Origin of the sequence: Marinibaculum pumilum (assembly GCF_042646425.1) — a bacterium.
GTDB lineage: Bacteria > Pseudomonadota > Alphaproteobacteria > Ferrovibrionales > Ferrovibrionaceae > Marinibaculum > Marinibaculum pumilum.
This window is the reverse complement of sequence record NZ_JBHRTR010000050.1, coordinates 53,140-75,758: the sequence shown is the minus strand read 5'-3', so window position 1 is coordinate 75,758 and position 22,619 is coordinate 53,140. Positions and strand designations below refer to the sequence as shown.

General features: G+C 69.5%; 18 protein-coding genes. 8 read left to right on the top strand and 10 right to left on the bottom strand.

What is annotated here, in order from left to right:
- Position 1: 1 nt before the first annotated feature.
- A complete protein-coding gene (locus ACFOGJ_RS26895) occupies positions 2–1,426 on the top strand; it encodes an O-antigen ligase family protein (protein WP_379906367.1) in 1,425 nt (474 codons plus the stop codon).
- Here the strand turns inward: ACFOGJ_RS26895 and ACFOGJ_RS26890 are convergent.
- The 5 genes from ACFOGJ_RS26890 to ACFOGJ_RS26870 form a co-directional block, all read right to left on the bottom strand.
- Positions 1,423–2,154, bottom strand: a complete 732-nt coding sequence (locus ACFOGJ_RS26890) for a hypothetical protein (RefSeq protein WP_379906366.1) — start codon at positions 2,152–2,154, stop codon at positions 1,423–1,425. The two genes, ACFOGJ_RS26895 and ACFOGJ_RS26890, sit on opposite strands and share 4 nt — an antisense overlap.
- Positions 2,141–4,513 (bottom strand): GumC family protein, encoded by a 2,373-nt coding sequence (locus ACFOGJ_RS26885; protein WP_379906365.1) that lies wholly within the window; start codon positions 4,511–4,513, stop codon positions 2,141–2,143. The genes ACFOGJ_RS26890 and ACFOGJ_RS26885 overlap by 14 nt, the downstream gene beginning before the upstream one ends.
- 197 nt (positions 4,514–4,710) lie before the next feature.
- Positions 4,711–5,286, bottom strand: coding sequence for a polysaccharide biosynthesis/export family protein (locus tag ACFOGJ_RS26880; RefSeq protein ID WP_379906364.1), 576 nt, complete (start codon positions 5,284–5,286; stop codon positions 4,711–4,713).
- 113 nt (positions 5,287–5,399) lie between these two features.
- Complete coding sequence (locus ACFOGJ_RS26875) at positions 5,400–6,698, bottom strand: outer membrane beta-barrel protein (protein ID WP_379906363.1); 1,299 nt, start codon at positions 6,696–6,698, stop codon at positions 5,400–5,402.
- A gap of 246 nt (positions 6,699–6,944) precedes the next feature.
- A complete protein-coding gene (locus tag ACFOGJ_RS26870) occupies positions 6,945–8,252 on the bottom strand; it encodes a hypothetical protein (RefSeq protein ID WP_379906362.1) in 1,308 nt (435 codons plus the stop codon).
- 525 nt (positions 8,253–8,777) lie between these two features.
- Here ACFOGJ_RS26870 and ACFOGJ_RS26865 point away from each other — a divergent pair.
- The 3 genes from ACFOGJ_RS26865 (at position 8,778) to ACFOGJ_RS26855 (ending at position 14,737) form a co-directional block, all read left to right on the top strand.
- Positions 8,778–9,881: a nucleotidyltransferase family protein gene (locus tag ACFOGJ_RS26865; RefSeq protein ID WP_379906360.1), complete on the top strand. Its 1,104-nt coding sequence runs from the start codon at positions 8,778–8,780 to the stop codon at positions 9,879–9,881.
- Positions 9,882–10,790: 909 nt separating this feature from the next.
- Positions 10,791–13,196: a peptidase domain-containing ABC transporter gene (locus ACFOGJ_RS26860; protein ID WP_379906359.1), complete on the top strand. Its 2,406-nt coding sequence runs from the start codon at positions 10,791–10,793 to the stop codon at positions 13,194–13,196.
- Between the two features lie 101 nt (positions 13,197–13,297).
- Complete coding sequence (locus ACFOGJ_RS26855; protein ID WP_379906357.1) at positions 13,298–14,737, top strand: HlyD family type I secretion periplasmic adaptor subunit; 1,440 nt, start codon at positions 13,298–13,300, stop codon at positions 14,735–14,737.
- A gap of 38 nt (positions 14,738–14,775) precedes the next feature.
- On the opposite strand, the gene ACFOGJ_RS26850 is transcribed toward ACFOGJ_RS26855, so the two are convergent.
- The 5 genes from ACFOGJ_RS26850 to ACFOGJ_RS26830 all read right to left on the bottom strand — a co-directional run bounded on the left by ACFOGJ_RS26850 (position 14,776) and on the right by ACFOGJ_RS26830 (position 19,759).
- Positions 14,776–15,075 carry a PqqD family protein gene (locus ACFOGJ_RS26850; RefSeq protein ID WP_379906356.1) on the bottom strand — a complete coding sequence of 100 codons (300 nt, stop codon included), beginning with the start codon at positions 15,073–15,075 and terminating at the stop codon, positions 14,776–14,778.
- A gap of 22 nt (positions 15,076–15,097) precedes the next feature.
- Positions 15,098–15,991 (bottom strand): hypothetical protein, encoded by an 894-nt coding sequence (locus ACFOGJ_RS26845; protein ID WP_379906355.1) that lies wholly within the window; start codon positions 15,989–15,991, stop codon positions 15,098–15,100.
- A complete protein-coding gene (locus ACFOGJ_RS26840) occupies positions 15,988–17,412 on the bottom strand; it encodes a glycosyltransferase family 4 protein (RefSeq protein ID WP_379906354.1) in 1,425 nt (474 codons plus the stop codon). The genes ACFOGJ_RS26845 and ACFOGJ_RS26840 overlap by 4 nt, the downstream gene beginning before the upstream one ends.
- A 158-nt stretch (positions 17,413–17,570) precedes the next feature.
- Positions 17,571–18,152: an ActR/PrrA/RegA family redox response regulator transcription factor gene (locus ACFOGJ_RS26835; protein ID WP_449288611.1), complete on the bottom strand. Its 582-nt coding sequence runs from the start codon at positions 18,150–18,152 to the stop codon at positions 17,571–17,573.
- Between the two features lie 185 nt (positions 18,153–18,337).
- Positions 18,338–19,759: an ActS/PrrB/RegB family redox-sensitive histidine kinase gene (locus tag ACFOGJ_RS26830; RefSeq protein WP_379906353.1), complete on the bottom strand. Its 1,422-nt coding sequence runs from the start codon at positions 19,757–19,759 to the stop codon at positions 18,338–18,340.
- A gap of 51 nt (positions 19,760–19,810) precedes the next feature.
- Here ACFOGJ_RS26830 and ACFOGJ_RS26825 point away from each other — a divergent pair, with 51 nt between their 5' ends.
- The 4 genes from ACFOGJ_RS26825 to ACFOGJ_RS26810 are packed head-to-tail and all read left to right on the top strand — an operon-like array spanning position 19,811 to position 22,563.
- A complete protein-coding gene (locus ACFOGJ_RS26825) occupies positions 19,811–20,680 on the top strand; it encodes an ABC transporter ATP-binding protein (protein WP_379906351.1) in 870 nt (289 codons plus the stop codon).
- Positions 20,677–21,555 carry an ABC transporter permease gene (locus ACFOGJ_RS26820; protein WP_379906350.1) on the top strand — a complete coding sequence of 293 codons (879 nt, stop codon included), beginning with the start codon at positions 20,677–20,679 and terminating at the stop codon, positions 21,553–21,555. Before ACFOGJ_RS26825 ends, ACFOGJ_RS26820 begins: the two co-directional genes overlap by 4 nt.
- Entirely contained in the window at positions 21,552–21,854 is a 303-nt protein-coding gene (locus tag ACFOGJ_RS26815; protein ID WP_379906349.1) for a hypothetical protein, read from the top strand. The genes ACFOGJ_RS26820 and ACFOGJ_RS26815 overlap by 4 nt, the downstream gene beginning before the upstream one ends.
- 43 nt (positions 21,855–21,897) lie before the next feature.
- Positions 21,898–22,563, top strand: a complete 666-nt coding sequence (locus ACFOGJ_RS26810; RefSeq protein ID WP_379906347.1) for an SCO family protein — start codon at positions 21,898–21,900, stop codon at positions 22,561–22,563.
- The last annotated feature ends 56 nt before the right edge of the window (positions 22,564–22,619 follow it).

Sequence of the window (22,619 nt, the reverse complement as noted above, 5' to 3'; positions counted from 1 at the left end):
CATGCGTCTTCTGCCATTCATCGGCCTGCTGATCGCCATCGCGCTGGCGCCGCTGCCCCTGGGGAGCAATCGCCCGGGACCGTGGAGCCTGCTGGCGCTCTGGATGGGCCTGATGCTGATGGGCTGGGGTATCGTCATGTGGCGGGACTGGACCCAGCTTCATGTCCGGCTGCCGTTCTGGAAATGGCCGGCCTGCGCCTTCGGGGCCGTGCTCGTCTGGGCATTGATCCAGGCCTTTCCCTGGACACCGGCCTTCCTGCACCACTGGATGTGGAGCGGCGCGGCAGACGCCCTCGGCGCCGAGGCGACAGGAGCGATCAGCGCCGTCCCGCGCGAGACCCTGACCGGCATCACCCGGCTCGCCGCCTACGCTGCCGCCTTCTTCCTGGCGATGCAGTATTGCCGGGAACGATCGAACGCGCGCCGGCTTTCCAATACCGTCATCGCCAGTGTGCTGGCCTATGCCGCCTATGGCCTGTTCGTCGACTTCTCCGGCAACGCGACGATCCTGTGGTACGAGAAATGGGCCTACCCGGATTCCCTCACCTCGACCTTCGTGAACCGGAACAGCTTTGCCACCTATTGCGGCATCGGCATCGTGGCGCTGGTCTCCTCCCTCCTGTCGGAGGGCCGCGACCGGCGGGACGGGCCTGACCACGACGTTGCGACCAGAGACCGCAGGTTCGCCAAGCTTGCCCTGCTGCTGACGACCCTGCTGGTGCTGTTTACCGCCCTGCTGCTGACGGGTTCGCGCGCCGGCCTCGCCGCCACCCTGATCGGCACCGCCGTGGTGGCAGGACTGCACTATCGTGCCGGCGGCGGCCGTGCCGGGGACGACCTTCTCGGCCCGTCGGCCGGCGCCCGCCTCTGGCCGCTCGCCGTCGGGGCGGGGATGCTGGTCGTCCTGCTGATCAGCGGCGGCGCGGTCATGGACCGGCTGGACGACGGACGCGGCCAGACCGGGCGGAGCGAGATCTGGGAACGCAGCCTGGTGGCACTGGCCGATGCGCCGCTGCGCGGCCATGGCCTGGGCACCTACGAATCCATCTTCTTCGCCTACCAGGACGAGCCGCATGTCTTCGCCTACCAGGTGGACAAGGCCCACAACACCTATCTGGAGGTCCTTGTGGAACTGGGCCTGCCCTTCGGCCTGCTGTTGCTGGCGATCCCGGCATGGCTCTGCTGGCAGGTGCTGCGGGGGGTGTTGAACCGGGTCGGCGGCCGCTACGGCATCACCGCCATCGGCGCGAGCGTGACGATCGGCGCCCACAGCGCGGTGGATTTCAGCGCCCAGATCCCCGCCATCGCCCTGGTCTGGATCAGCCTGCTGGGATGCGGCTATGCGCAAACCCTGCCGCCGGGCGTCTCCGCGATGGTGTTCGTGCGACAGTCAAAGCCGGCCAACCAGCCCGACGGCCCGCTCTAGCTGCCCGGCCGGGTCTCGTCCCAGAGGCTGTCGAAGGTCGCCAGGCGATCCGGCGTCGCGGCGAGGGCACGGCGCACGATGCCCAGGGCATAGCGTTGCCGGGCATAGGCGACCAGCCAGTCGGGATGCCAGAGCGCGGCCAGCCTGATCTGTTCCGCAACCACCGCCCGCTGGTCGTCGGTCAGGCGGGCATCCAGCATGAATGCCATTTCCAGGCGGGGCAGGATCATCGGTTGCGCCGTCGGCCCCAGTGCCATGGATCGGGTCACGGCGGCAGCCATAGCCGGGCTCAGGCCGTCGCGCAGAAACAGTCCTTCCGCCAGCCGCATCCAGAGATAGGGGTTGCCTGCGTCGAGGGCGATCGCCTCGCGCGCCGACTCAACCGCCCGGTCGAGCATCAGCCGGCGTTGCCCGCTCTGACGGTCCAGGTCCATCTGCCGGGCCTGCCACAGCTGCAGCAGCGCCAGGTCCGCCTTGTCCTGCGGCGTCGCCCACCATTTCGCGGCACCGACACGGCTGCGCAGGGCACGTGCCGCCCGGCGGTCGTCGACCTGATCGCCGGCACCGATGGCGGCCACGACGGGATCGCCGGCAACCCGGGCCAGGGCGGCGACGAACTGCGGGAAAGAAAGCGCCGCCAGCAGTGCCCCGGCGACGAAGACGGCCAGGGCATAGAAACCCGGCCGCAATCCCGAGGCGCGGACCGCCGTCGGATCACCCGCCGCCATAATATTCCTTGTAGTAGCCCTGATAATAGCCGCTGGATGTCCCGTAATGGTACTGGGCGTGTCTCTTCAGGTCGACCTGGCTGAGAACCGTACCCACCAGGTCGGCTCCGCTCTCCAGCAGCTGCTTCAGGGCACTGTAGGCCGCCTCCCGATGGGTGCGCCCCCAGCGGACCACGAAGACGCTCTTGTCGATCTGGCGCAGCAGCACGAGGACGTCAGCCACCGCGAGCACCGGCGGCGTATCCACCACGACAAGGTCGTAGGCATCCTTCAGGCGCATCAGGACCTGCTGCATCCGCGCCGAGCCGAGCAGGTCGGGCGGGTTCGGCGCCGGCGGGCCGGCGGTCAGGAAATGCATGCCCGATCGCGGATCGATCTCGATCACGTCCTCCAGGCGTGCCTCGCCGGAAAGAACGGAGACCAGGCCGGCATTGTTCGGCACCCCGACGGCATAGTGCAGCGAGGGATGGCGCAGGTCGGTATCGACCAGGATCACCCGCTGCCCGGCCCGCGCGGAGGCCCGCGCCACCGCCAGAGCGGTGGTGGTCTTGCCCTCGCCCGGCACCGAGGAGGTGAAGAGCACCGTGCGGGGCGGATGGTCGACATCGGAGAGCAGCAGCGCCGTGCGCAGACTTCGCACCGCCTCCGCGAACACCGATCCCGGTCGCGACAGGACCAGTTCCTGCGGACCGCCATGGCCGCCGCCGACCCGCGGCAGCACGGCGATCGTCGGGATCCCGGTCTGGGCCTCCAGCTGCTTGACCGACCGGAAGCCGGCATCCAGATGCTCGGCCACGAACACCAGCATGACACCCAGCGCGGCGGAAACCACGAAGGCGAAGGCGATCATGACCTTCTTGTTCGGATAACTGGGATAATCCGGCGGCACGGCATAGGAGATCACGCGGGCATCCGGCAGGGTCAGTTCGCCGTCCTCCTGCACCCCGGTTTCCCGGAACCGGTCGCGCAGCCGCTCGTAGAGTTCGCGCTCCGAGCGCGCATCGCTCTCCATCTGCTTCAGCTTGACCTGCGCCTCGGACTGCCCGCGCAAGGTCTGGTCGAGTTGGTTCACCGCGCGTTCCAGGTTCTGGACCCGGACCCGGGCGATCTCCACCTCGTTGCGCAGGTTGATGCCGATCTTGTCGATCTCGGTGCTGATCTTCTCGCGCACGTCGCGGAGTTCGCTGAGCTTCAGCTCATACCGGGGATGGCCCTCGCGCAGCTGCGTCTTGAGCTCCGCCAGCTGCCTGGCGACCTCACTCTCCTGCTCCCGCAGTCGCTGGATCAGCGGCGACTGCAGGACCGCGGCCGCCGTCTCCAGCCCGGCATCCGAAGCGATCAGCTGCTGCACCTGCTGATAGCGCGCCTCCGCCTCGTTCAGCTTGCTGCGGGCGTCGATCAGCTCCCGGTTCAGCTCCACCAGCTGCTGGGTCATCAGGGTGACCTGCTGGCCGATGTCGATCAGACCGATATCGCGCCGGAAGGCGGCAAGCCGGCTCTCGGCCTCCACCATCCGGCTGCGCACCTCCTCCGCCCGGCGTTCCAGCCAGTCGGAGGCCCGGTTGGTGGCGCTGCGCTTGTTCTCCGCGGTCTGCAGCACGTAGGTATCCGCCAGTGCGTTGACCACCTCGGCGGCAAGCTCCGGATCCTCGGCGGTGAAGTCGAGCCGGATGGCGCGGCTGCGCTCGCTGGCGGTGACGCTCAGGCTTGCCAGGAAATAGTCGACCACCCATTCGCGGGTCAGTTCGGCGCGGCGCTCCGGCGTCAGGCGGTTCTCGGCCAGGCGCCGCCGCTCCCGCGCCTCCTCGATCGGCGCGGTGACGAACTCCGGCATCACCCCCATGAAGATGTCGGTCAGGCTGAACTCGCCGAAAAGGCGGGTCATCAGGCCCGGCGATGGCGGCCGGAGCTCCGGGTTGAATGCCGGATTGGCGGTGAGATTGAGAAGGTCGACGACCTTCTTGGCCAGTTCCCGCGACCGCAGCACGGCGGCCTCGGTCTCGTTGGTCTGGTAGTCGGCGCCCAGGCCGGGAACCACGGCCTGGATGTTCAGCACGTTCATCTGCCGCGTCTCGACCAGGACCTGGGCGCTGGCGGTGTAGCGGGGGGTGATCTGGAAGACGAACAGGGTGGCGAGGGTCACGGCCACGATCACGGTGGCAATGATGATCCATTTCCGCCGCCAGATCGTGGCGATCAGGTGGCGGAGCGGTGCTTCCGCGTCTTGCGGCCGCTCGATCGACCCATAGGACGGAGCGTCGTGCGGTTCCGGCTCCTGACCTTGCGGCGCGATGTAGGTTACGGTCGCCATGCCATTGATCTCAGGGGAAGATCCCCGGTTCACCTCGGTTCCGGTCATCCTGGCACAGATCGTGCCAACACTGTGGCATTAATAGGGCAGCCCGGCCGCCCAATGGCAGCGCCGGCGCCCGCGGCCTTATTGCCCGGCGGTCCCGCCGGCGATCCGTCACGGTCCCCATCATGTCCCGGATGCCCTGATCCGGCCCGTTCGCGGTGCGGAGTCGGTGGTCGCCGGCGTCATTGTTCCTCAATTGATCAGAATAGCCGCCGCTGAACCTCGATCGTGTCGCCGGGAAGGACCGGATAATCCTGGGTGACCGAGTAGCGGGTCGGCACATTCTCTTCGTTCTGGCGAATGACGATCATCGGCTCCTGCAGGGCGCGGTTCGTGTAGCCGCCCGCCAGGGCCACCGCCTGCCGCATGTTCAGCCCGGACTGGTAGGGAAAGCTGCCTGGGTTCCTGACCTGTCCCAGAATGAAAAACGGCCGGTAGTTGGCGACCTCGACCGTCACCTGCGGATCGACCAGGTAGTTCTTGTTCAGGAGGTCCACCAATTCCTGGCGCAGCTCCGCCAGGGTCAGCCCGGCGGCGTCGACCTGGCCGATCAGCGGCATTGCCAGCTGGCCGTCGCCACTGATCTCGAATTCGCCCGACAGGTCGTCCTGGCCGAAGACCTTGACCGCCAGCTTGTCACCCGCGCCCAGGCGATACCGATAGACCTGCTCGCCCTGGCCCGCCTTGCTGACCGGCGGCGGCGGGATCTCCCTGCTCTGGCAGGCCGACAGGACAACAGCGCCCAGAAGCGCAAGCAGCAGCGTCAGAACAGGCATCCGGCCGCGCCACCCGCCCTCCGCCGGGGGTCGGCGGGACAGGGCCAGCCGGGAGGTCGACAAAGCTGCCGGTCGCGCTGCGCAAGGGTCCATTCTCAAGTCTTCCATGACGATCAGATATGCAGGTCCAGGTTCAGGCCCAGGATGGTTCCGGTATATTCCAGGCTGCTGGTGGGCGAGACGGCCCGCGAATGCCGGATGAAGGCCTCGCCGATCAGGTACTCGTTGAAGAAGCGCTTCAGCCTCGCATCGAACCTGTGGGTGGTCTGGGTATAGCCTGCGACCTGGCCATTGCTGGCGGTCACGTCATGCTGCATCCGATAGCCCCCGCTGGCGATTGTCCGATAGTAGATCTCCTGTTCGCCCTCGAGGGTGAAGATGGTGCGTGTCTGCCCGCCCGCATTGTTGAGGATCTGCTCGGTCAGCTGGCGCTCCAGGCTGCTGCGGATGGTCAGCAGCTCGGTCGCATTCCAGACCACGCCCAGCCGCGCCGTCGGGCCGGAGAGGGTGGACAGCCGGGCATCCTCGTAGGTCTGTTCCTGGTAGCCGATGGCGGCATCCAGGTAGCTGACGGCGGAGGCGTTGTACTGCAGTCCCGCCAGGACCCGCCAGCCCTGGGAATCGCGCCGGAAGCCGGCATCGTCGGGAACGATCTTGTAGCGCCGCATATTGGCCTGCGGTTCGACATACAGGATCGTATCCTCGAAGGCCTCATAGCCCGCACGCCATGTCAGCGAATATTCCCAGCGGTCGCGGTCCTGCTGGTTGCGATCGAACGGATTGGCAGCCTGCGGCACATTGTCATAGTCGAAGCGCCGGCCGCGCGCCTTGAGTTCCGACAGGAAGGCATCGCGCTGGTAGTTCCAGTCGGCATCCAGGTACAGGGTCGTGACCGGGATCGGGTAGAAGGAGGTGACGGTCAGGGTCCGCGCGCCGCTAGTCAGCAGGTCCTGGGAGGTGAGCCGCTCCTGCGTCCGGGCGAGGCGGGCGTTGAGATTAACCTCGTGGAATTCGGTGACATCCAGCCGCCCGCCCACCGAGGCATCCCACAGATTGGCATCCTCGAAATCGTTCTCGCGATAGCGCTGGATGGTCGCGGCGACGCTGGTGCGGAACTGGTGGTTGTCCCAGTCGCTGGTCAGGTCCAGACGCGGCTTCAGGCGAAGGATGACATCGGACAGCTGGACGATCGACGAATTGACGATGTTGTCGTTGTACTCGGTCTCGACCTCCAGCTTGGGCTTCAGGATGAAGCTGTCTGCCACCCGCGTGTGCAGCCGCAGCCCGGTTTCCGGATCCACCCGGCGATCGGCGCCGAACAGGGCCTGGCCGAGATTCATGCCCTGGGCATCGTATTCGGGTCGAGAGCGGTTGCGCACCGATTCCCGGTCCGCCGACGGCTCCTTGATCACGCCGACATCCTGCGCGGCTGCGGTCCGCCAGGGCCAGAAGGGCGCAACGCCCAGCATTGCCGCCAGGCACAGAGAAAGAAGGGGATGCCGGCGCCTGGACCGAGGCTGGGGATCCAGGCCGGCCGCCGACCGCCCGTCGCGCCATCGGCCGCCTGCTCCGGCCGCATGGACGCAGTCCGGCGACGGTTCTCCCGGGGGCAGGGAGGGACTCCGCCCGCTCGGCCCTGACGGGAGCGGGCCCAAAGATCAGTTCGCGCTGATGGTGGTGCCCCTGTCGACAACCGGATCCGGCGGGCCGAGGAGGGCGGCAACAGTCTGCTGCTGCTGCTGGCGCTGGCCGGCTGCGGTGGCCAGATTGGCAAGCACCCGTGCGGCAGAGTCCTGGATCCGGCTCTCCGCCTGGCGGCGGCGTTCCCGCGCCTGGTTCTGGTTCTGCTGGTTCCGTGACAGGAACCGGCGCGATTCCTCGGACTGCGGCTGCAGGATGCTGTCGGCATCGTCCGACGGTTCCAGGACGATGCCGGAGAGCAGGGTCGGACGGCCCGGCCGCGCCTTGAACTTGATCCGCAGCTGGCCGCCGCTAACCACCGTATCGATGACGATCGCACCGCCGCGCTGGTTGGGGTCGATGAACTGAAAATTGCCGGCCTGCACGTCCGTGCCGCGGGCATTGGTCAGCGCGATGCTGTCCATCCACTCGTCCGGCGCCGTGTTGGCAATCCGGGTGGCGACGCCGTTCACCTCCAGCTCATCGCCGAAGGGGCGGCCGAACTGGGCGCTGTCGCCGAAATCGTTGCTGAGGATCACCACCCGATAGCGTCCGTTCGGTGCCGGCAGGGTGACCTCGCGTACATTGGCGACGCCGTCGACAAGCAGCGGATCGCCGTTCGGGCGGCGCACGGTCTGCAGATCCTGCGGCGTGCCGTCCTCGGTCAGGAAGGCGTCCTCGGTGATATCGACCCGGCGGAACCCGGTCATCACCGAGCTGTCCGGCGGCCCGAAGTCGTAGCCGATCCGGCGTTCGTCCAGCTGGAAGTCCGGCGTCACCACCGTCTTCATCACCGGCGCCGCCACCAGGGCGGTGCTGGCGCTCTGCTCGATCCGGGCGATGGCCTGCTGCAGCGCCACCGGATCGTCGACCAGATTGCCCCCCATCAGGGCGGTCATCAGGTTTTCCGCCCGCTGGGCAACCTCGTCCGGGTCGGCATCCGCCGAGTTGAGATAATCGGACAGCCGCTCCAGCCCGTCCGTGGAACCGGTGAGTGCACCGATCAGGGCCTCGGTGCCCTCGGCGCTGCCCTGCAGGGCGGCCACCACCTGCTGCAGGCTGCCGCCGACCTCGCCTGCCGCGCTGCCGGGACCGAACGCCCCCTGGCCGTCATCGGCCGTCGGGCCGAATGCCCCGCCCGTGCCGCTGACGCCGACATTACCTATGTCGAGGCCTGCACCCGGGCTGCCGCCCTGACCGTCCGCCGGCGCGGCGGCGACACCATCCGGCGCAAGGGTCTGTGCCTGAGCAATGCCGGCATCGGCTGCCGGCAGGACGAGGGCCATGGCAGAGGCCGCCGCGGCAAGCCGCAGGACGGTGCCGATCGCAACTCTGTTGCGGTGTCGGGACGCGCTGGTCAAAGAGTGAGTCCGGGCGCTACCGGCCTTCCCCTGGCCCGCATCCTCGCCCAAGATGGCTCCCGATCCTGGCGATTGCAGATGTTTGCGCGACATAGCATCAACCTGCCTTGTCACCGGCCCCCAAATTCGCGGACCGGACATTAGAATACGGTCGAGCAAGAATCATGCCGACCCAGGTTGGATCAGACAGGGCCAGCACCCATATAAGACCCAGCGTTCCAGAATGGAACTTCTATCATTATTCTGTCGCAAAATCAATTGCTTGATCCAATACTGCTCAACTGAACGTTAAGCTCTGAGCCGCAAGCACCGCCGCCGGAAGGATTGTCCTGATATGGGACACGCGATTTCCATTCTGCTCCATTCCGGGACTTCGGCATCGTCCCTCCTCCGCCGGCGTCGCGGTTCGGGTGCCGGTCGGCCACCACTTCCGTCGCCAAGGCCGTGACTTTGCCCGTCCAGCCCGCCGCCGCGGCTGCGGCCGACCTGGCGCCCTTCTGGCAGGGCCTCCGGCAACGGATCGTCGCACCGGACAGCCTGTCGGAAGGGGCCGGAGGGACGGCGCCGGACCTGCCGGTAGCGCCGGAGACCGCGGCCTATGCCGGCATCCTCGGCATGGCGCTGGTCGGCTGGGCCATGCAGCTGCCGAACGACCGCGCGGACGTGCGGCGCAGCCGTCTCTACAACCGCTACCGCATCGCCAGCGGTTGGCGATGGGCCGTCCGCCTGCGGGAAGCGGGCATAGAGACGGTGTGCATCAAGGGCCTTGCCGCCGCGGCAACGATCTATCCCGAAAGCGGCCTGCGGGCGATGGCGGATGCCGACCTGCTGCTGCGCGGCCGGGATCTGGGCCCGGCCCTGCAGTTCTTCCTGTCGCAGGGCTTCGCGGTGGGTCAGGAACCGACCCGCCACAGCTGGGGCTTCATCGGCGATGCCAGCGCGGAGCCCCTGATCAGTCCGGAAGGCAGCAATATCGACCTGCACCGGCACCCCGACGCCTGGCCCCTGCACAAGGGCCTGTCGACCGAGGCGGTGATGGCGGCCAGCCAGGTCTGCAGCACGATGGAAGGGGAGATACGGGTGCCCTGCCGCGAGCATCAGCTGCTGATCGCCGCAAGCAATGCTGCACGGGACCTGTTCGATCCGCCCAGCCTGAAGCTGCTGATCGACGGCGCCTTCATCCTCATGCGGCAGGACGGCAGCGGCACCGCACTGGACTGGCAGGAGGTCGAGCGCCGCGCCACCGACGGCGACGGCCTGCGCGGGCTGCGGTCCTACCTGTCGTTGATGGGGCTGCTCGGCTTTGACCTGTCCGATGTCCCGGCCCGGCTGCGGTCAGGGACATCGGATCCCGGTGCCTGGCTGCTGCGGTCGATCGCCGCCGAGCTGGGCTCAGGCCGGTTCGGCGATCCCGAACTGGACCATGGCCTCGGACACAAGCTGCTGCGGGAGGTTCTGCTGTCTGCCTCCCTTCGCACAGTCCTGTGGCGCAACATCACGCGCCTGTCCGGACTGGCGCGTCCCAATCGCGGCATGCTCGCCGACCTGCAATAGCCGGCGCCGGCCGTTTGTCCGTGGCGGCCACTGCCAGAACCCGGTAATCTGTCCGAAGGGGTGGCTGCGGAACAACCGCCCGGGCGGGGCATTGCCGCGCCCGCCCCGGCAGAGGGCGCCGGACCGCCCAGCCTGCCGGAGCAGGGCGGGTGTGCGACACCATCGTCGGATGCGTGCGGTATGGCGGGCATCGGCCGTACCGCACCCCGACACGCGGACAGGCAGCGCTGTCTTCCTGCCCGGAGACAGGCTGGTGTACCGGCAGTCCGAGGTCCGGGGGTCCAAGGTCCGAGGGTCCGGGGCGACGGGGTCCGGGGGTCGGGGACCTGGTCGTCCGGGTCGCGAAGGCGGCATGAATCGCGCATGGGCAGGCCCGCCGGAACGGATCCGGGACGGGGCAAGGCAACGGCAGTGGCTTCAGACCGAGTACAGCAGAATTCCGAGCGGCCCGACGGGGACCGGAACTCCGACGGAGACGGCAGGCAGCCAGCCCGAAGGGTCGTGCGGGTGAAGCGCCGGCGCGAGCGTGGCATCCCGCAGGAACCACCCGTCGCAGCCGCACCGGGTGCGGAGGAAGCCAGCACCCCCGGCACTGCGGCCAGCGCGGTGCCGGAACAGGACGCGCCCTCGGCCGAAGCCCCAGGCCCCGCCGCATCGGCACCCGCCGGACCGACACACGCGGCTCCGACACCCTCTGCTCCGGCACCCGGCGCAACGGGAGGTGACGCGGCGGGAGGCGACGCGGCGGGAGGTGACGCGGCGGCACCCCGGCCGTCTGTCGCGGACGGGCCGGCCGGACCCGGCGACCCGGCCAGACCGCCCGCCCGCGGTCCGCAAGCCCCGGCGCCGGACGGCAGCAACGTGACCCCGCTGCCACCTCGGTCGCGCGCCGGATCCGCCGGCGATGGGATGGCAGTCGCGGCGGAAGCGGCGCCGGACGGAGCCGCCGGAAGCAGCGGCCTGCCCGCCCCGGCGGCGGCAGAGGCGGAAGAGGATCCGGCGGTGGCCAAGGCGGCCGCGAAAGCCAGTGCCGCCCGGGCGAAACACCGCCGCGCGCGCGACCTGATGCGTGCGGTGATGCGGGTCACGCAGTTCTACGGCCGGCCGGTGGGAGAGACGGATGTCCTGGCCGCGGGGGCGGTCAGCCCGGACGAGCTGACCCTCGAAGCCCTGCATCTGGCCGGCAGCCGGCTCGGCTACAAGGTCGCCGTGGCGCCCCTGAACCGGGAAAGCCTGGACACCTTCCCGGCGCCGTTCGTGCTGCTGCGCGACCCGCAGCCGGACGATGGCGAGGAACTGGGCGAAGGCGAGCATGGCACGGCCACGGCGCGGGTGATCCTGGAACAGGACGGGCCGAACTATTCGATCTACGACCCGCGCGCCTCGGCAAACCTGACCGTCTCCCGCGACGAACTGATCGGCGAGATCGAGGCGGCAGGCGGCGCCATCCTGCTGCTGAAGCCGTTCTCCGCCGCGGACCAGGAGAACCAGCATTGGCGCCAGCTGATCATGGCGCGGGTCCGCGGCGTGATCTGGGAACTGGGCATTGCCTCCCTGGTCATCAATATCTTCGCCCTGGCCGGGCCGCTCTTCGTGATGACCGTCTACAACAAGGTCATCGGCAACCAGGCGGTCGACACCCTGACCGTGCTGGCCATCGGGATGATCTCCCTCTACGTCTTCGACGCCCTGCTGCGGGTGGTGCGCAGCTACATCTCAAGCCATACCGGCGCGCGGCTGGAAGCGCTGATCGGCGGCGAGGTGTTCCACCACCTGCTGCACCTGCCCTACCGCCATTTCGAGAACACCGCCTCCGGCATGATCGGCGAGCGGCTGCGCCAGCTCGACACGATCCGCGCGTTCTTCACCGGCCAGATGCCGCTGACGATCGTCGACCTCGCCTTCGTCGGCGTGTTCCTGCTCGTGCTGTTCATGATCAACTCGATGCTCGGCTTCGTCACCCTCGCCGTGATGCCGGTCTTCGTGCTGCTGTCGATCGCCTTCCACGCCACCCAGCGCAAGCTGGCCGAGCAGAGCTTCATGGGCCAGGCGGCCCGGTCCTCCGCCTTGAACGAGACGATCACCAATGCCCTGACGGTGAAGTCGCTGGCCCTGGAATCGGAGGTCGAGCGCCGCTTCCACGAACGGCTCGGCCTGGCGGCCTGGACCGGCTTCCGGGTCAGCAACCTGTCCGGTGCCATCGCCACCATCGGCCAGCTGCTGCAGCAGGTCGCCGGGCTGGCGATCATCGTCATCGGCGCGCGCGCGATCATCGCCGGCGACATGAACATCGGCGAGCTGATCGCCGCCAACATCCTGGCCAGCCGGGCGATCGCGCCGATGCGGCAGGTGGTGTCCGCCTGGTACCAGCTGCAGGAGGTTCGCGCCGCCTTCACCCGGATCAACCAGATCATGGACGAGCCGGTGGAGCTGAAGCCGGGGGAGGTCGGGCCCGGCCTCACCCTGCGCGGCCATATCCGGCTGGAGAACGTCTCCTTCGGCTATGACGAGGACGGGCCGGAAGTGCTGCAGGATGTCAGCATGGAGATCGAGCCCGGGCAGGTGATCGGCATCATCGGTCCCAGCGGCTCCGGCAAGTCGACCATCGCCAAGCTCGTCCAGGGGCTCTATGCCCCCAGTCATGGCCGGGTGCTGATCGACGGCACCGACGTGCAGCACATGTCGCCCTCCTCCCTGCGCCGCCAGATCGGCGTGGTGCCCCAGGACATCCAGCTGTTCGCCGGCACGGTGCGCGAGAACATCGCCTTCGGGGTCGGCGACAAGGACCCCGCCCGCGTCGTCCAGGTTGCGCGCTTCGTCGGCGCACACGACTTCATCCAGCACCTGCCGAAGGGCTATGACACGGTCCTGACCGAACGCGGCTTCGGGCTCAGCGCCGGCCAGCGCCAGATGCTGTCGATCGCGCGGGCGCTGATGCGCAACCCCCGGATCCTGGTGCTGGACGAGGCGACCAGCGCCCTGGACGCGGTCACCGAGGAACGGCTGATGCGCAACCTGCGCCGTGCCGCGCGGGGCCGGACGATCATCCTGATCTCCCACCGCATGGCGCCGGTGGTCGTGGCCGACCGCGCCGCGCTGGTGATCGACGGCCGGATCGAGCGCGCCGGGCCGCCGCAGGAGGTGATCGCCTTCGCCCGCACGCGAATGGCGGAGCGCGCCGCGGAAGCCGCCGGCGAACGCAGTCCCGGCGGCGATGCCGGTGGCGGCGACTGGGACAATGACGGCCGGCCGCGGCGGCTGGATTCGGCGCCCAGCCCGGGACAGGACGGCGAGCGCGCCGGGACGCGCACCTGATGGCGGAGCAGGCGCCAGGCCCCCCCGACCGGGATGCCGGGCCGCCCGGCAGGGGATCCGGCCGAACCGGCGGCGATGCCGATAGCGCACCGGGAGGCGCGGTGACCCGGCCGGCGGAGCTGCGCCTGGCCGGAACGCCGGGCGGCAGCAAGAAGGGGGCCGGCGCGAAGCCGCAGCGGCCCACCATGATGCAGCGCGGCAGCGCGATGGCGTGGAAGCAGCTGCGCGGCCAGTACACCGACTTCCTGCCCGAGCACGAGGCGATCAGCGGCCGGCGTCACTCCCCGGTCGCCACCCTGCTGGTCATCGTCATCGCCGCCTTTTTCCTGATCTTCCTGATCTGGTCGGCCCTCACCGAGGTGGAGCAGTCGGTCCATGCACCGGGCCAGGTCCGCCCGGGCGGCCGGGTGAAAGTGGTCAACCATGCCGAGGGCGGCCGGGTGGCGGAGATCATGGTCCGCGAGGGCGAGCGGGTGACCGAGGGCCAGCCGCTGCTGCGCCTGAACCCGGAACTGCTGCAGTCCGAACTGGACCGGGTCACCGGCGCCTGGCAAGAGGTGGCCGCCCGGGCGGCCCGCCTGGAGGCGGAGGCCCTGGGCGAGCCGACCATCCCCTTCCCGAAGGAGATCCTGCGCGACCGGCCCGACCTGGTCGCCCTGCAGCGCAACCAGTTCCAGAGCCGTGCCGACGCGCTGCAGAACCGCCGGCTGCAGGCGGAGAACGCGATCCTGCAACGCCAGGCGGAGATCGCCTCGACGGAGCAGCTGCTGTCGTCGCAGCGGTCCGGGCTGAAGATCCTGCAGGCCCAGGGCACGAGCCTGAAGGAGCTGGCGGGCAAGGGCTATTTCCCCTGGCTGCGCTATCAGAGCATCGAGCGCGACATCAGCGACCGCCAGGGCGAGATCGCCCGGCTGATGCAGAGCCTCAACGCGAACCGGGCGGCGCTGGAGGAGACCCGCGCCCAGCTTGAGCTCGTCGACCAGGACTTCACCAACACCGTCTTCGACGAGCTCACCGCGGCGCGGTCGGAGCGGGAGAGCCTGGCCGAGCAGCGCCAGCAGCTGGCCGCGCGGCTGCGCGACCTGACCCTGACCGCCCCGTCGGCGGGCATCGTGCAGGACCTGAACGTGGTGAATATCGGCCAGTCGCTCAGTCCGCTGGAACCGCTGATGAACATCGTGCCCGTCAGCGACCGGCTGATCATCGAGGCCCGGGTGCCGAACGACGATATCGGCCAGATCCATGTCGGCCAGAAGGCGCGGGTCAAGGTGCGGACCTACGACTTCCTGAAATACGGCGTGCTGACGGGCGAGGTCGCGCGGATCGATGCCGACGCCACCACGGACCAGAAGACCGGCCAGATCTACTATGAGACTGAGGTCCGCACCGAGCGCGACTATCTGGGCGCGGCGGAGGGCCAGCAGCCGGTGACGCCGGGCATGCTGGTCGACGTGGAACTGCAGACCGGCGAGAAGTCGATCCTCGCCTATCTGACGGACCGCATCCTGTCGACCACCGACACCGCCTTTACCGAGAACTGATCCGGCCCCGCCCCGGCGCCCGCCGGGGCGGCCATGCTTCAGAGCGGCCCGCCGCGGCCGATGCGCTCCACCGCGATCACGCGCTGTTCCTCCAGTTCCCCCAGCGCGGTCAGGACGTCGGCGCGCAGTTGCGCCACCGGCGTCTCCGGAAAGGCGGCGGCGAAGGTGTCGACGATGCCGTTCAGGGTCATCGGCTCGGACAGGAGGCGCCACAGGGCCGCGGCCATGCGGTCGAGATGCACGATCTCCTGCCCTTCCGGAACGATCAGGAACAGCTCCTGCTCGACCTCGGTCGCCGCCAGGTCGGGCCGGCGTGCATAGGTGTCGGCGGTCATCATCGCGCTGCCCCTTCCCCTTGCCCTAAACGATGCCCGGTGGTGGCGCGTTCAGCATCGCCACGGCGTCCCAGCTGTCGCGATACCGCAGTTCCTGCACCGGAATCGCCCCGGCAAGCCGGGCCGCTGCTGCGATCCGTCCGGCAGCATCGCGCCCCGGTGCATATATATAGGGTATCAGGCGCGCAGCCGCTTCCGCCTGTCGCAGCCCCGCGATGGCTGGCGCCGCGGCATCGGGATCCCGGTTCAGGAACCAGATCCGCGCCAGCCGGGCGCGGGCGCCGAACGGCATCAGCATACCGCCGCCCGTCCCGGCGGGCAGGGCCAGGAAATGCATCTCGCCTTCCTGCGGCCCCAGCCGGCCTGCGATGAAGGCGGCCAGCGGCGCCGGCAGGTCGGCCGGGAGCGGCAGGCGCAGCTTCGGCTGGATGCCGAGCGCGATCAGCGCGCCGGCCGGGCCGGCACCCGACAGGTCCAGCACCGCCCGGTCGTCGGACAGCAGGGATGCGCCGCCAGCCGCCGCCACGGCAGCGAACAGGCTCTTGCCCGCCTTGTGGGCGCCGGGAAACAGCCAGGCCTCCCCACCGCCGGCCGGCCGGATGGCGGCGGCATGCAGGCACAGCCAGTCGGGCCGCTGTTGCAGGAGTGCCGAAACCATCACGCCGGCGGCGGCGTTGGCGGCGGCGAGGGCATTGTCGAACAGGGCGGTGCCGTCCTCGAGGGCGGGCGAATCGAGCCGCCAGTAGCCCGCTCCCTCAGACAGTATGGCGCCGGCAGCCACCGCCTCGGGACCTGCCTGCGCCTCCGGCCAGCCGGCCGCCACCATCCGCAGATGCGCCAGGACCGGCCCGGTGCCGGCGGCTGCCTGCAGCAGGACCGGCGGGCCCCCGTCCGGTGCGGCGAGGCAAAGCCCGGTCACGCGACCGCTTTGCGGCCCGACTTGCGGCGGCGTCCGCCGGACTTGCCGCCTGGCTTCGCCCCGGAACCGCCTTCGGGATCTGCCTCCTGGCCGCCGGCATCCCCTGCCGCGCCCGGCGCCGCGCCGGCGTCGGGCTCCGGATCGGCGGGACCGGCATCCGGCGCCCGGCGCAGGGCCGGCTCGTCGCGAAGCGGCGGCAGCGTTCCCGCCGCGACATCCCGGATCAGCCGCAGATGCCGCGGCAGCAGGTCCTGCAAGGCATAGCCGTCGACAATCCGCCGCCGCGCCGCCTGCCGCAGGACCCGCCCGCCGTCCGGCAGGTCGAGTGCGGCATGCATCCGTCCGGCCAGCGCATCGGTGTCGAAGAAGTCGGCCAGCAGGCCCTCCGCCCCGTCGTCGATCAGTTCCCGGATCGGCGCGGTATCGGAGCCGACGATCAGGCAACCGGTCGACATCGCCTCCAGCAGCGACCAGGACAGCACGAAGGGCACCGTCATGTAGATATGGCAGTCGGAGGCCTGCAGAACGGTCAGATAGTCGGGATAGGGTAGCAAACCGGTGAAATGGATGCGCGACGGGTCGATCTTCAGCTCGTCCATCATCCGCTGCCGCCAGCTTTCCCCCGGCGGCAGCTGCCGGCCATAGGCGACCCGGTCCTCGCCGACCACGATGGCCTGCGCCTGCGGCCGCTCCTTCAGGACCTGCGCCGCCGCGCGCATGAACTGCGGAAAGCCGCGATAGGGCTCCATGCCGCGGGTGGCATAGGTCACGATCTCCGTCTCCGGCTTCAGCTCCAGGCCGGGGATCGCGAGCGCCGCCAGCCTGGCGCGGGCATCTGCCGCAGGGGCGAAGAAGGTCACGTCGATGCCGTCGTGCAGGACGGTCATCTTCTGCCGGAACAGGCCGGGAAAGCGGGACATCTGGAAGCGGGTGGGCGAGATGCCCCAGTCGCAGGCCGCGAGGTCCAGCAGGATCGAGGCGTTGCGCGTGCGCAGGCGGCAGAGGTCGTCCGCCCCGAGCGGCGGATCCTGCAGGAAGTCGGCATCGGAACCCCGCCCGCGATAGTACCATTCGTAGTACACGAGGCTGCGCACCTGCGGAAAGACGTCCTGGACGTAGAGCGCATTGCCCCAGCCGGAATGGCTGCAGACGATGTCGGGCACGAAGCCCTCGCGGGCGAGGTCGCGACAGACCCGCCAGACGGCCTGGCCGTTCAGCACCGCGCTTTCCGTGCCCCGCAGATAGTGGTGGGTTTCCTTCGCCGCCTGCCGGCTGGGCTTGTAGACCCGGGTCCGGACGCCGGGCAGGGTGCCGCCCTGGCGCTGGGTGACGAAGACCACGTCGTGCCCCGACGCCGCCAGCGCCGGCGCGACGTGACGATACTGCGCAGGAAAGTTGTTGTGCAGGAAAAGAACGCGCATGCAGCCTTGCCCCCCGGCAGGTTTCGACCTTGGACCCGCGGCCCGGATCCGCGACCCGGATCGGCGACCTGGTTTCCGGGGCGTCGCGCAAGGATCGTGCCGCCGCCGCGCCCGCCCCGCGCGCCGTTCCGCCCGCCCAGGTTATAGCCGTGCCGGCGTTATTGCGGCGAGCGCTTCGCGAGAATGCGCTGCAGGGTGCGTCGATGCATGTTCAGGCGCCGGGCGGTCTCCGACACGTTCCGGTCGCAGAGTTCATAGACGCGCTGGATATGCTCCCAGCGGACGCGGGCCGCCGACATCGGATGTTCCGGCGGCTCCGGCTTGCCTTCCGGCGCGGCCAGCAGCGCCGCCTCGATATCGTCCGGCTCCGCCGGCTTCGCCAGATAGTCGATCGCACCGGCCTTCACCGCGGCCACCGCCGTGGCGATATTGCCAAAGCCGGTCAGCATGACGATGCGCATGTCGGGGCGCAGGCGCCGCAGCGATTCGACGATATCCAGGCCGCTGCCATCGGCAAGCTTCAGGTCGACCACCGCAAAGGCGGGTGGCTCGCTGCGGGCCATCCGGATCGCCTCTTCCACGCCGCCGGCGGCCTGGACCAGGAAGTCGCGCTTCTCCATCGCCCGCGCCAGACGCGTCCGGAACGGTTCGTCGTCATCGACGATGAGCAGGCTGCGGCCGAGAGCCGCCTCGTCCGGGCCGGCGCCGCGGCCTTCCTCGGCTATGTCGCTTGGCATCATCTCCCCCAACCGGCGGCGGCCCCGGATCGGCCGAACCCGCCTGTTCTGTCCTTTTCACCGCCTGGACCGGTGGAATATGGACCATTCCGGGACATATGGCCAAGTCGCTCTGCGCACAAGTGTCGCGGCCCGCCCACACGCGCGTTCGGCAGTGGCGTTTGGCACTGGCGTTCGGCACCGGGCTCTCAGGACCGGGCGGGATCGCCGTCGCGCCCGGCCGCGTCCTCGATCGCGTCCCGCGGCCACTGGATCGTCACCATGGCGCCGCCGCGGACAGACATGTTCGCGAACCGTACCCGCGCCGCGGTCCGCTCCAAAAGGGTCTTGGCGATGAACACGCCCAGCCCCATGCCGCCCTCATCCGGCCGGCTGGTCGTGTAGGGTTCGCCGAGCGCGGAAAGGATGTCGATGTTGAAGCCGGGTCCGTCGTCGGCGACGGTGATCTGCAGTTCGCTGTCGGTCCAGGAGACGGTCACGGTGACCAGGCCCGCCGCGAAATCCATCGCGTTCTCGATCAGGTTGCCCAGGGCGTGCATGATTTCCGGCCGGCGGCGCACGACGAGCTGCGGGCCGCTGTTGAGGATCGTCAGCTCGAACCCCTTGTCCGGCCCCAGATGCGGCTCCGCGGCCGCCTCCACCAGAGCGCCGACCGTCAGGCTGCGCATATGGTCGGCGCCGTGATCGGCGCCGGGCCGGGCGGAGAACTGCGCCAGGATCCCCCGGCAGCGGGTCGCCTGGGCGTGCAGCAGGGCGGCATCCTCGCGGATCGCCTCCATGTCGGGCGCGGCGCTCGCCGCCTCGCGACGCAGTTCCGCCGCGGCGACGACGATGGTGCCCAGCGGGGTGCCCAGTTCGTGCGCCGCCGCCGCCGCCAGCCCGCCGAGCGCCGCCAGGCGGTGTTCGCGCGCCAGGGCCAGCTGCGTGGCCGCAAGGCCGGCCGACATGCGGCGCGCCTCCTCCGCCACCCGCCATGAATAGATGCACAGGAAGGCCAGCCCCAGAACCAGGCTGACCCAGATGCCGATCATGTAGAGCACCGGCAGCCCGAAGCCGGGCGCCGCCCAGGGCAGCGGCAGGTGCACGAACAGAAGGAAGCTCTGCAGCACCACCGCCAGCAGGCCCAGCGCCAGGGTCGCCCGCAGCGGCAGGATGGTGGCGGAGATCGTCACCGGCACCAGGATCAGCAGCGAGAAGGGGTTCTCCAGCCCGCCGGTGAGGTAGAGCAAGGCGGCCAGCTGCACCAGGTCGAAGGCCAGGTGGGCCGCGGCCTGCCGGTGGTTCAGGCGGGTCGCCGCGGGATAGATCAGGAAGCTGGCGAGGTTCACCGCGACGGAGATCGCGACCACGCCCAGGGCCGCGTCGATCGGCAGCCGCATGCCCAGGCCGTAGTGGATGAACAGGACCGCCAGCGCCTGCCCGACGATGGCAACCCAGCGGATGACGCCAAGGGTGCGCAGGCGGACCGAGGTGCCGCCTGCTGCCGTCACGACGACCGATTCGGGGTCCTCGATCGGGCCGAACCTCTCGTCGCCGTTCCGCCCCCCCGCCAGGGACGCCGCCGCCTCCGACGCTTCCGCCACCTGCATCTCCGCCGGCCCCTGCTGCACCGCTGCATGCTCCCTATGGTCAAGCGACGCCAGGCGGCGCATATAGGCCGCATGGACGCCATCCCTCATACCCGGGCGGCCGGCCCGTCGGCCAGCCGCAGCGGCCCCGCTTCGCGCCTGCGCGACGGCCACAGCCCCGACCTGGCGGCCGACCCGGCCATCCTGGTGGCCGGCCTGGGCAAGCGTTTCGGCACCGTGGTCGCCGTGGACGAGGTCAGCTTCGCGGTGCCGCGCGGCAGCGTCACCGGGCTTCTGGGCGGCAATGGTGCGGGGAAGACGACGACCCTGTCCATGATGCTGGGCCTGCTGCTGCCCAGCGCCGGCCGGATCGAGATCCTGGGCACGGACATGCTGCGCGACCGGCACCGCGTCCTGCCCTGGATGAACTTCTCCTCCCCCTATGTGGACCTGCCGCATCGCCTGACGGTCCGCCAGAACCTGACGATCTATGCCGAACTCTACAGCGTGCCGAAGCCGCGGGCCCGGATCGACGACCTGGCGCGGGAACTGGACTTCGCCGCCCTGCTGGGCCGGCCGTTCGGCAAGCTGTCGGCCGGCCAGAAGACTCGGGTGTCGCTGGCCAAGGCATTGATCAACCGGCCGATGGCGCTGCTGCTGGACGAGCCGACCGCCTCTCTCGACCCCGACACCGCGGAATGGGTGCGCGACTGGCTGCTCCGCTATCGCCGCGAGACCGGCGCGACGATCCTGCTCGCCTCTCACAACATGACGGAGGTCGAACGGATCTGCGACCATGTGCTGATGATGCGGCAGGGCCGCATCGTCGACGAAGGCGCGCCGCAGGGCCTGATCGCCAAATACGGCCGGCAGACCATGGAGGAGGTCTTCCTGGACATTGCGCGCCGGCAGGGCCGGGCGGCCGAATCCGGGGGCGACGGGGCCGGCGGGGACGCGGCATGAGCGACGGCCTGGCGGATCCCGCGCGGCGCGACGGCATCGCCTCCATGCCCGGTGCGGAAGGCCGGCCGGTCGCGGTGCCCGCCTGGAGCATCCGCCGGGTGACGGCGATGGTGCGGCGCTACACCTACCTGCTGCTGTCGTCCTGGCCGCGCATCCTGGAACTCGCCTACTGGCCCACCGTCCAGATGCTGATGTGGGGCTTCATGACGATGTTCCTGGCCGAGAACTCCTCCTATATCGGCCAGGCCTTCGGCGTGCTGATCTCCGGCGTGCTGCTGTGGGACATCCTGTTCCGCGGCCAGATCGGTCTGGCGATCTCGTTCATGGAAGAGATGTGGTCGCGCAACCTGGGCCATCTGTTCGTCAGCCCGCTGCGGCCGCTGGAACTGGTGGCGGCCCTGGTGACGATGAGCCTGATCCGCACCCTGATCGGGGTGGTGCCGGCCTCCATCCTGGCCATCTTCTTCTTCGGCTTCTCGATCTACGACCTGGGCCTGCCGCTGGTGGGCTTCTTCCTCAGCCTGCTGATCTTCGCCTGGGCGATCGGGCTGGCGGTGTCCGGCCTGGTGCTGCTCTGGGGGCAGGGGGCCGAGTCGCTGGCCTGGGCGGCGATCTTCGGCATCATGCCGTTCAGCGCGGTCTACTACCCGGTCACCGCCCTGCCGGACTGGATCGCCTGGGTCGCCTGGCTGATGCCGGCGGCTTACAGTTTCGAGGGCATGCGCACGATCCTGCTGGACGGCACGGTGCGGCTGGACCTGATGGCCATCGGCTACGGCCTGAACCTGGTCTACCTGGCGCTGGGCACCTTTGCCTTCCTGCGCTGTTTCCGCATCGCGCGGCGGGACGGCCTGCTGCTGCAGCAGGGCGAATGACCGGCGGGCGACGTCATTCGCCGGGCGCCGGCGCCGGGCGCCTGCTCGCTGCCGCGGTGATGGGCGGCAGCGCCGTGATCGTGCTGGCCGCGCCGAACCTGTGGCGCGACGATGCCGCCCTGGCGGAGCGCGGCATTCTGGCGCTCTGGTTGATCGGCGCGATCGCCTGCTTCATCTATCTCACAGGGCATCGGCCGCGCCGGCAGCCGTTGCGCTGGCTCGCGCGGCCCGGCATCGGCCCCCTTCTGGCCGGGACCGCCGCGGCCCTGGTTCTGGCCAGCAGCTGGCAGGGCGCCTGACAGTCCCCGGCCGCTTCTCGCAAGACGCATGGAAGGACAGGACGTGAGCAAGGCGAAAGGCGGCCCGCCGGCATCCGGCAGCGGCAAGCAGGGCGACACCCTACGCAGCCCCATGGCGCGCGGCCTGCGGCGCGGTCTGCTGCTGGTCGTCGTGATCATCGCCGCGGCAGCGGCGGTGCTGGCGGTCCGCTGGCTGACCAGCGCGGAGATGATGCAGGACCCCGCCGCCACCATCCATGCGGAATTCACCCTGACCGACCAGGACGGGCGCACCGTCACCGCGCAGGACCTGGCCGGCAGGCCGATGCTGCTCTATTTCGGCTACACCTACTGCCCGGATGTCTGCCCCACCGAACTGGCGAACATCAGCCAGGCGATGGATATCCTCGGTTCTGACGCCGAGGCGGTGCAGCCGGTCTTCATCACCGTGGACCCCGAGCGCGACACGACCGAGGTGATGAAGGCCTATCTGGGTCATTTCGACGACGGCTTCGTCGGGCTGACCGGCACGCCGGAGCAGATCGCCGCGGCGGCCAAGGCGGCGAAGGTCTACTACGCAAAGGTGGAACAGCCGGACAGCGATGTCGGCTACCTGATGGACCATTCCGGTTTCGTCTACCTGCTGGGACCGGACGGCCGCTACCTGAGCCATTTCCGCCCCAACACCGACCCGCAGGAGATCGCGGACCGGGTGCGCGAGGTGATCTGACCGCATGACCGGACGGATCCGGGCAGCCCGGCTTTCAGACGGCAGCGGATCGGCAT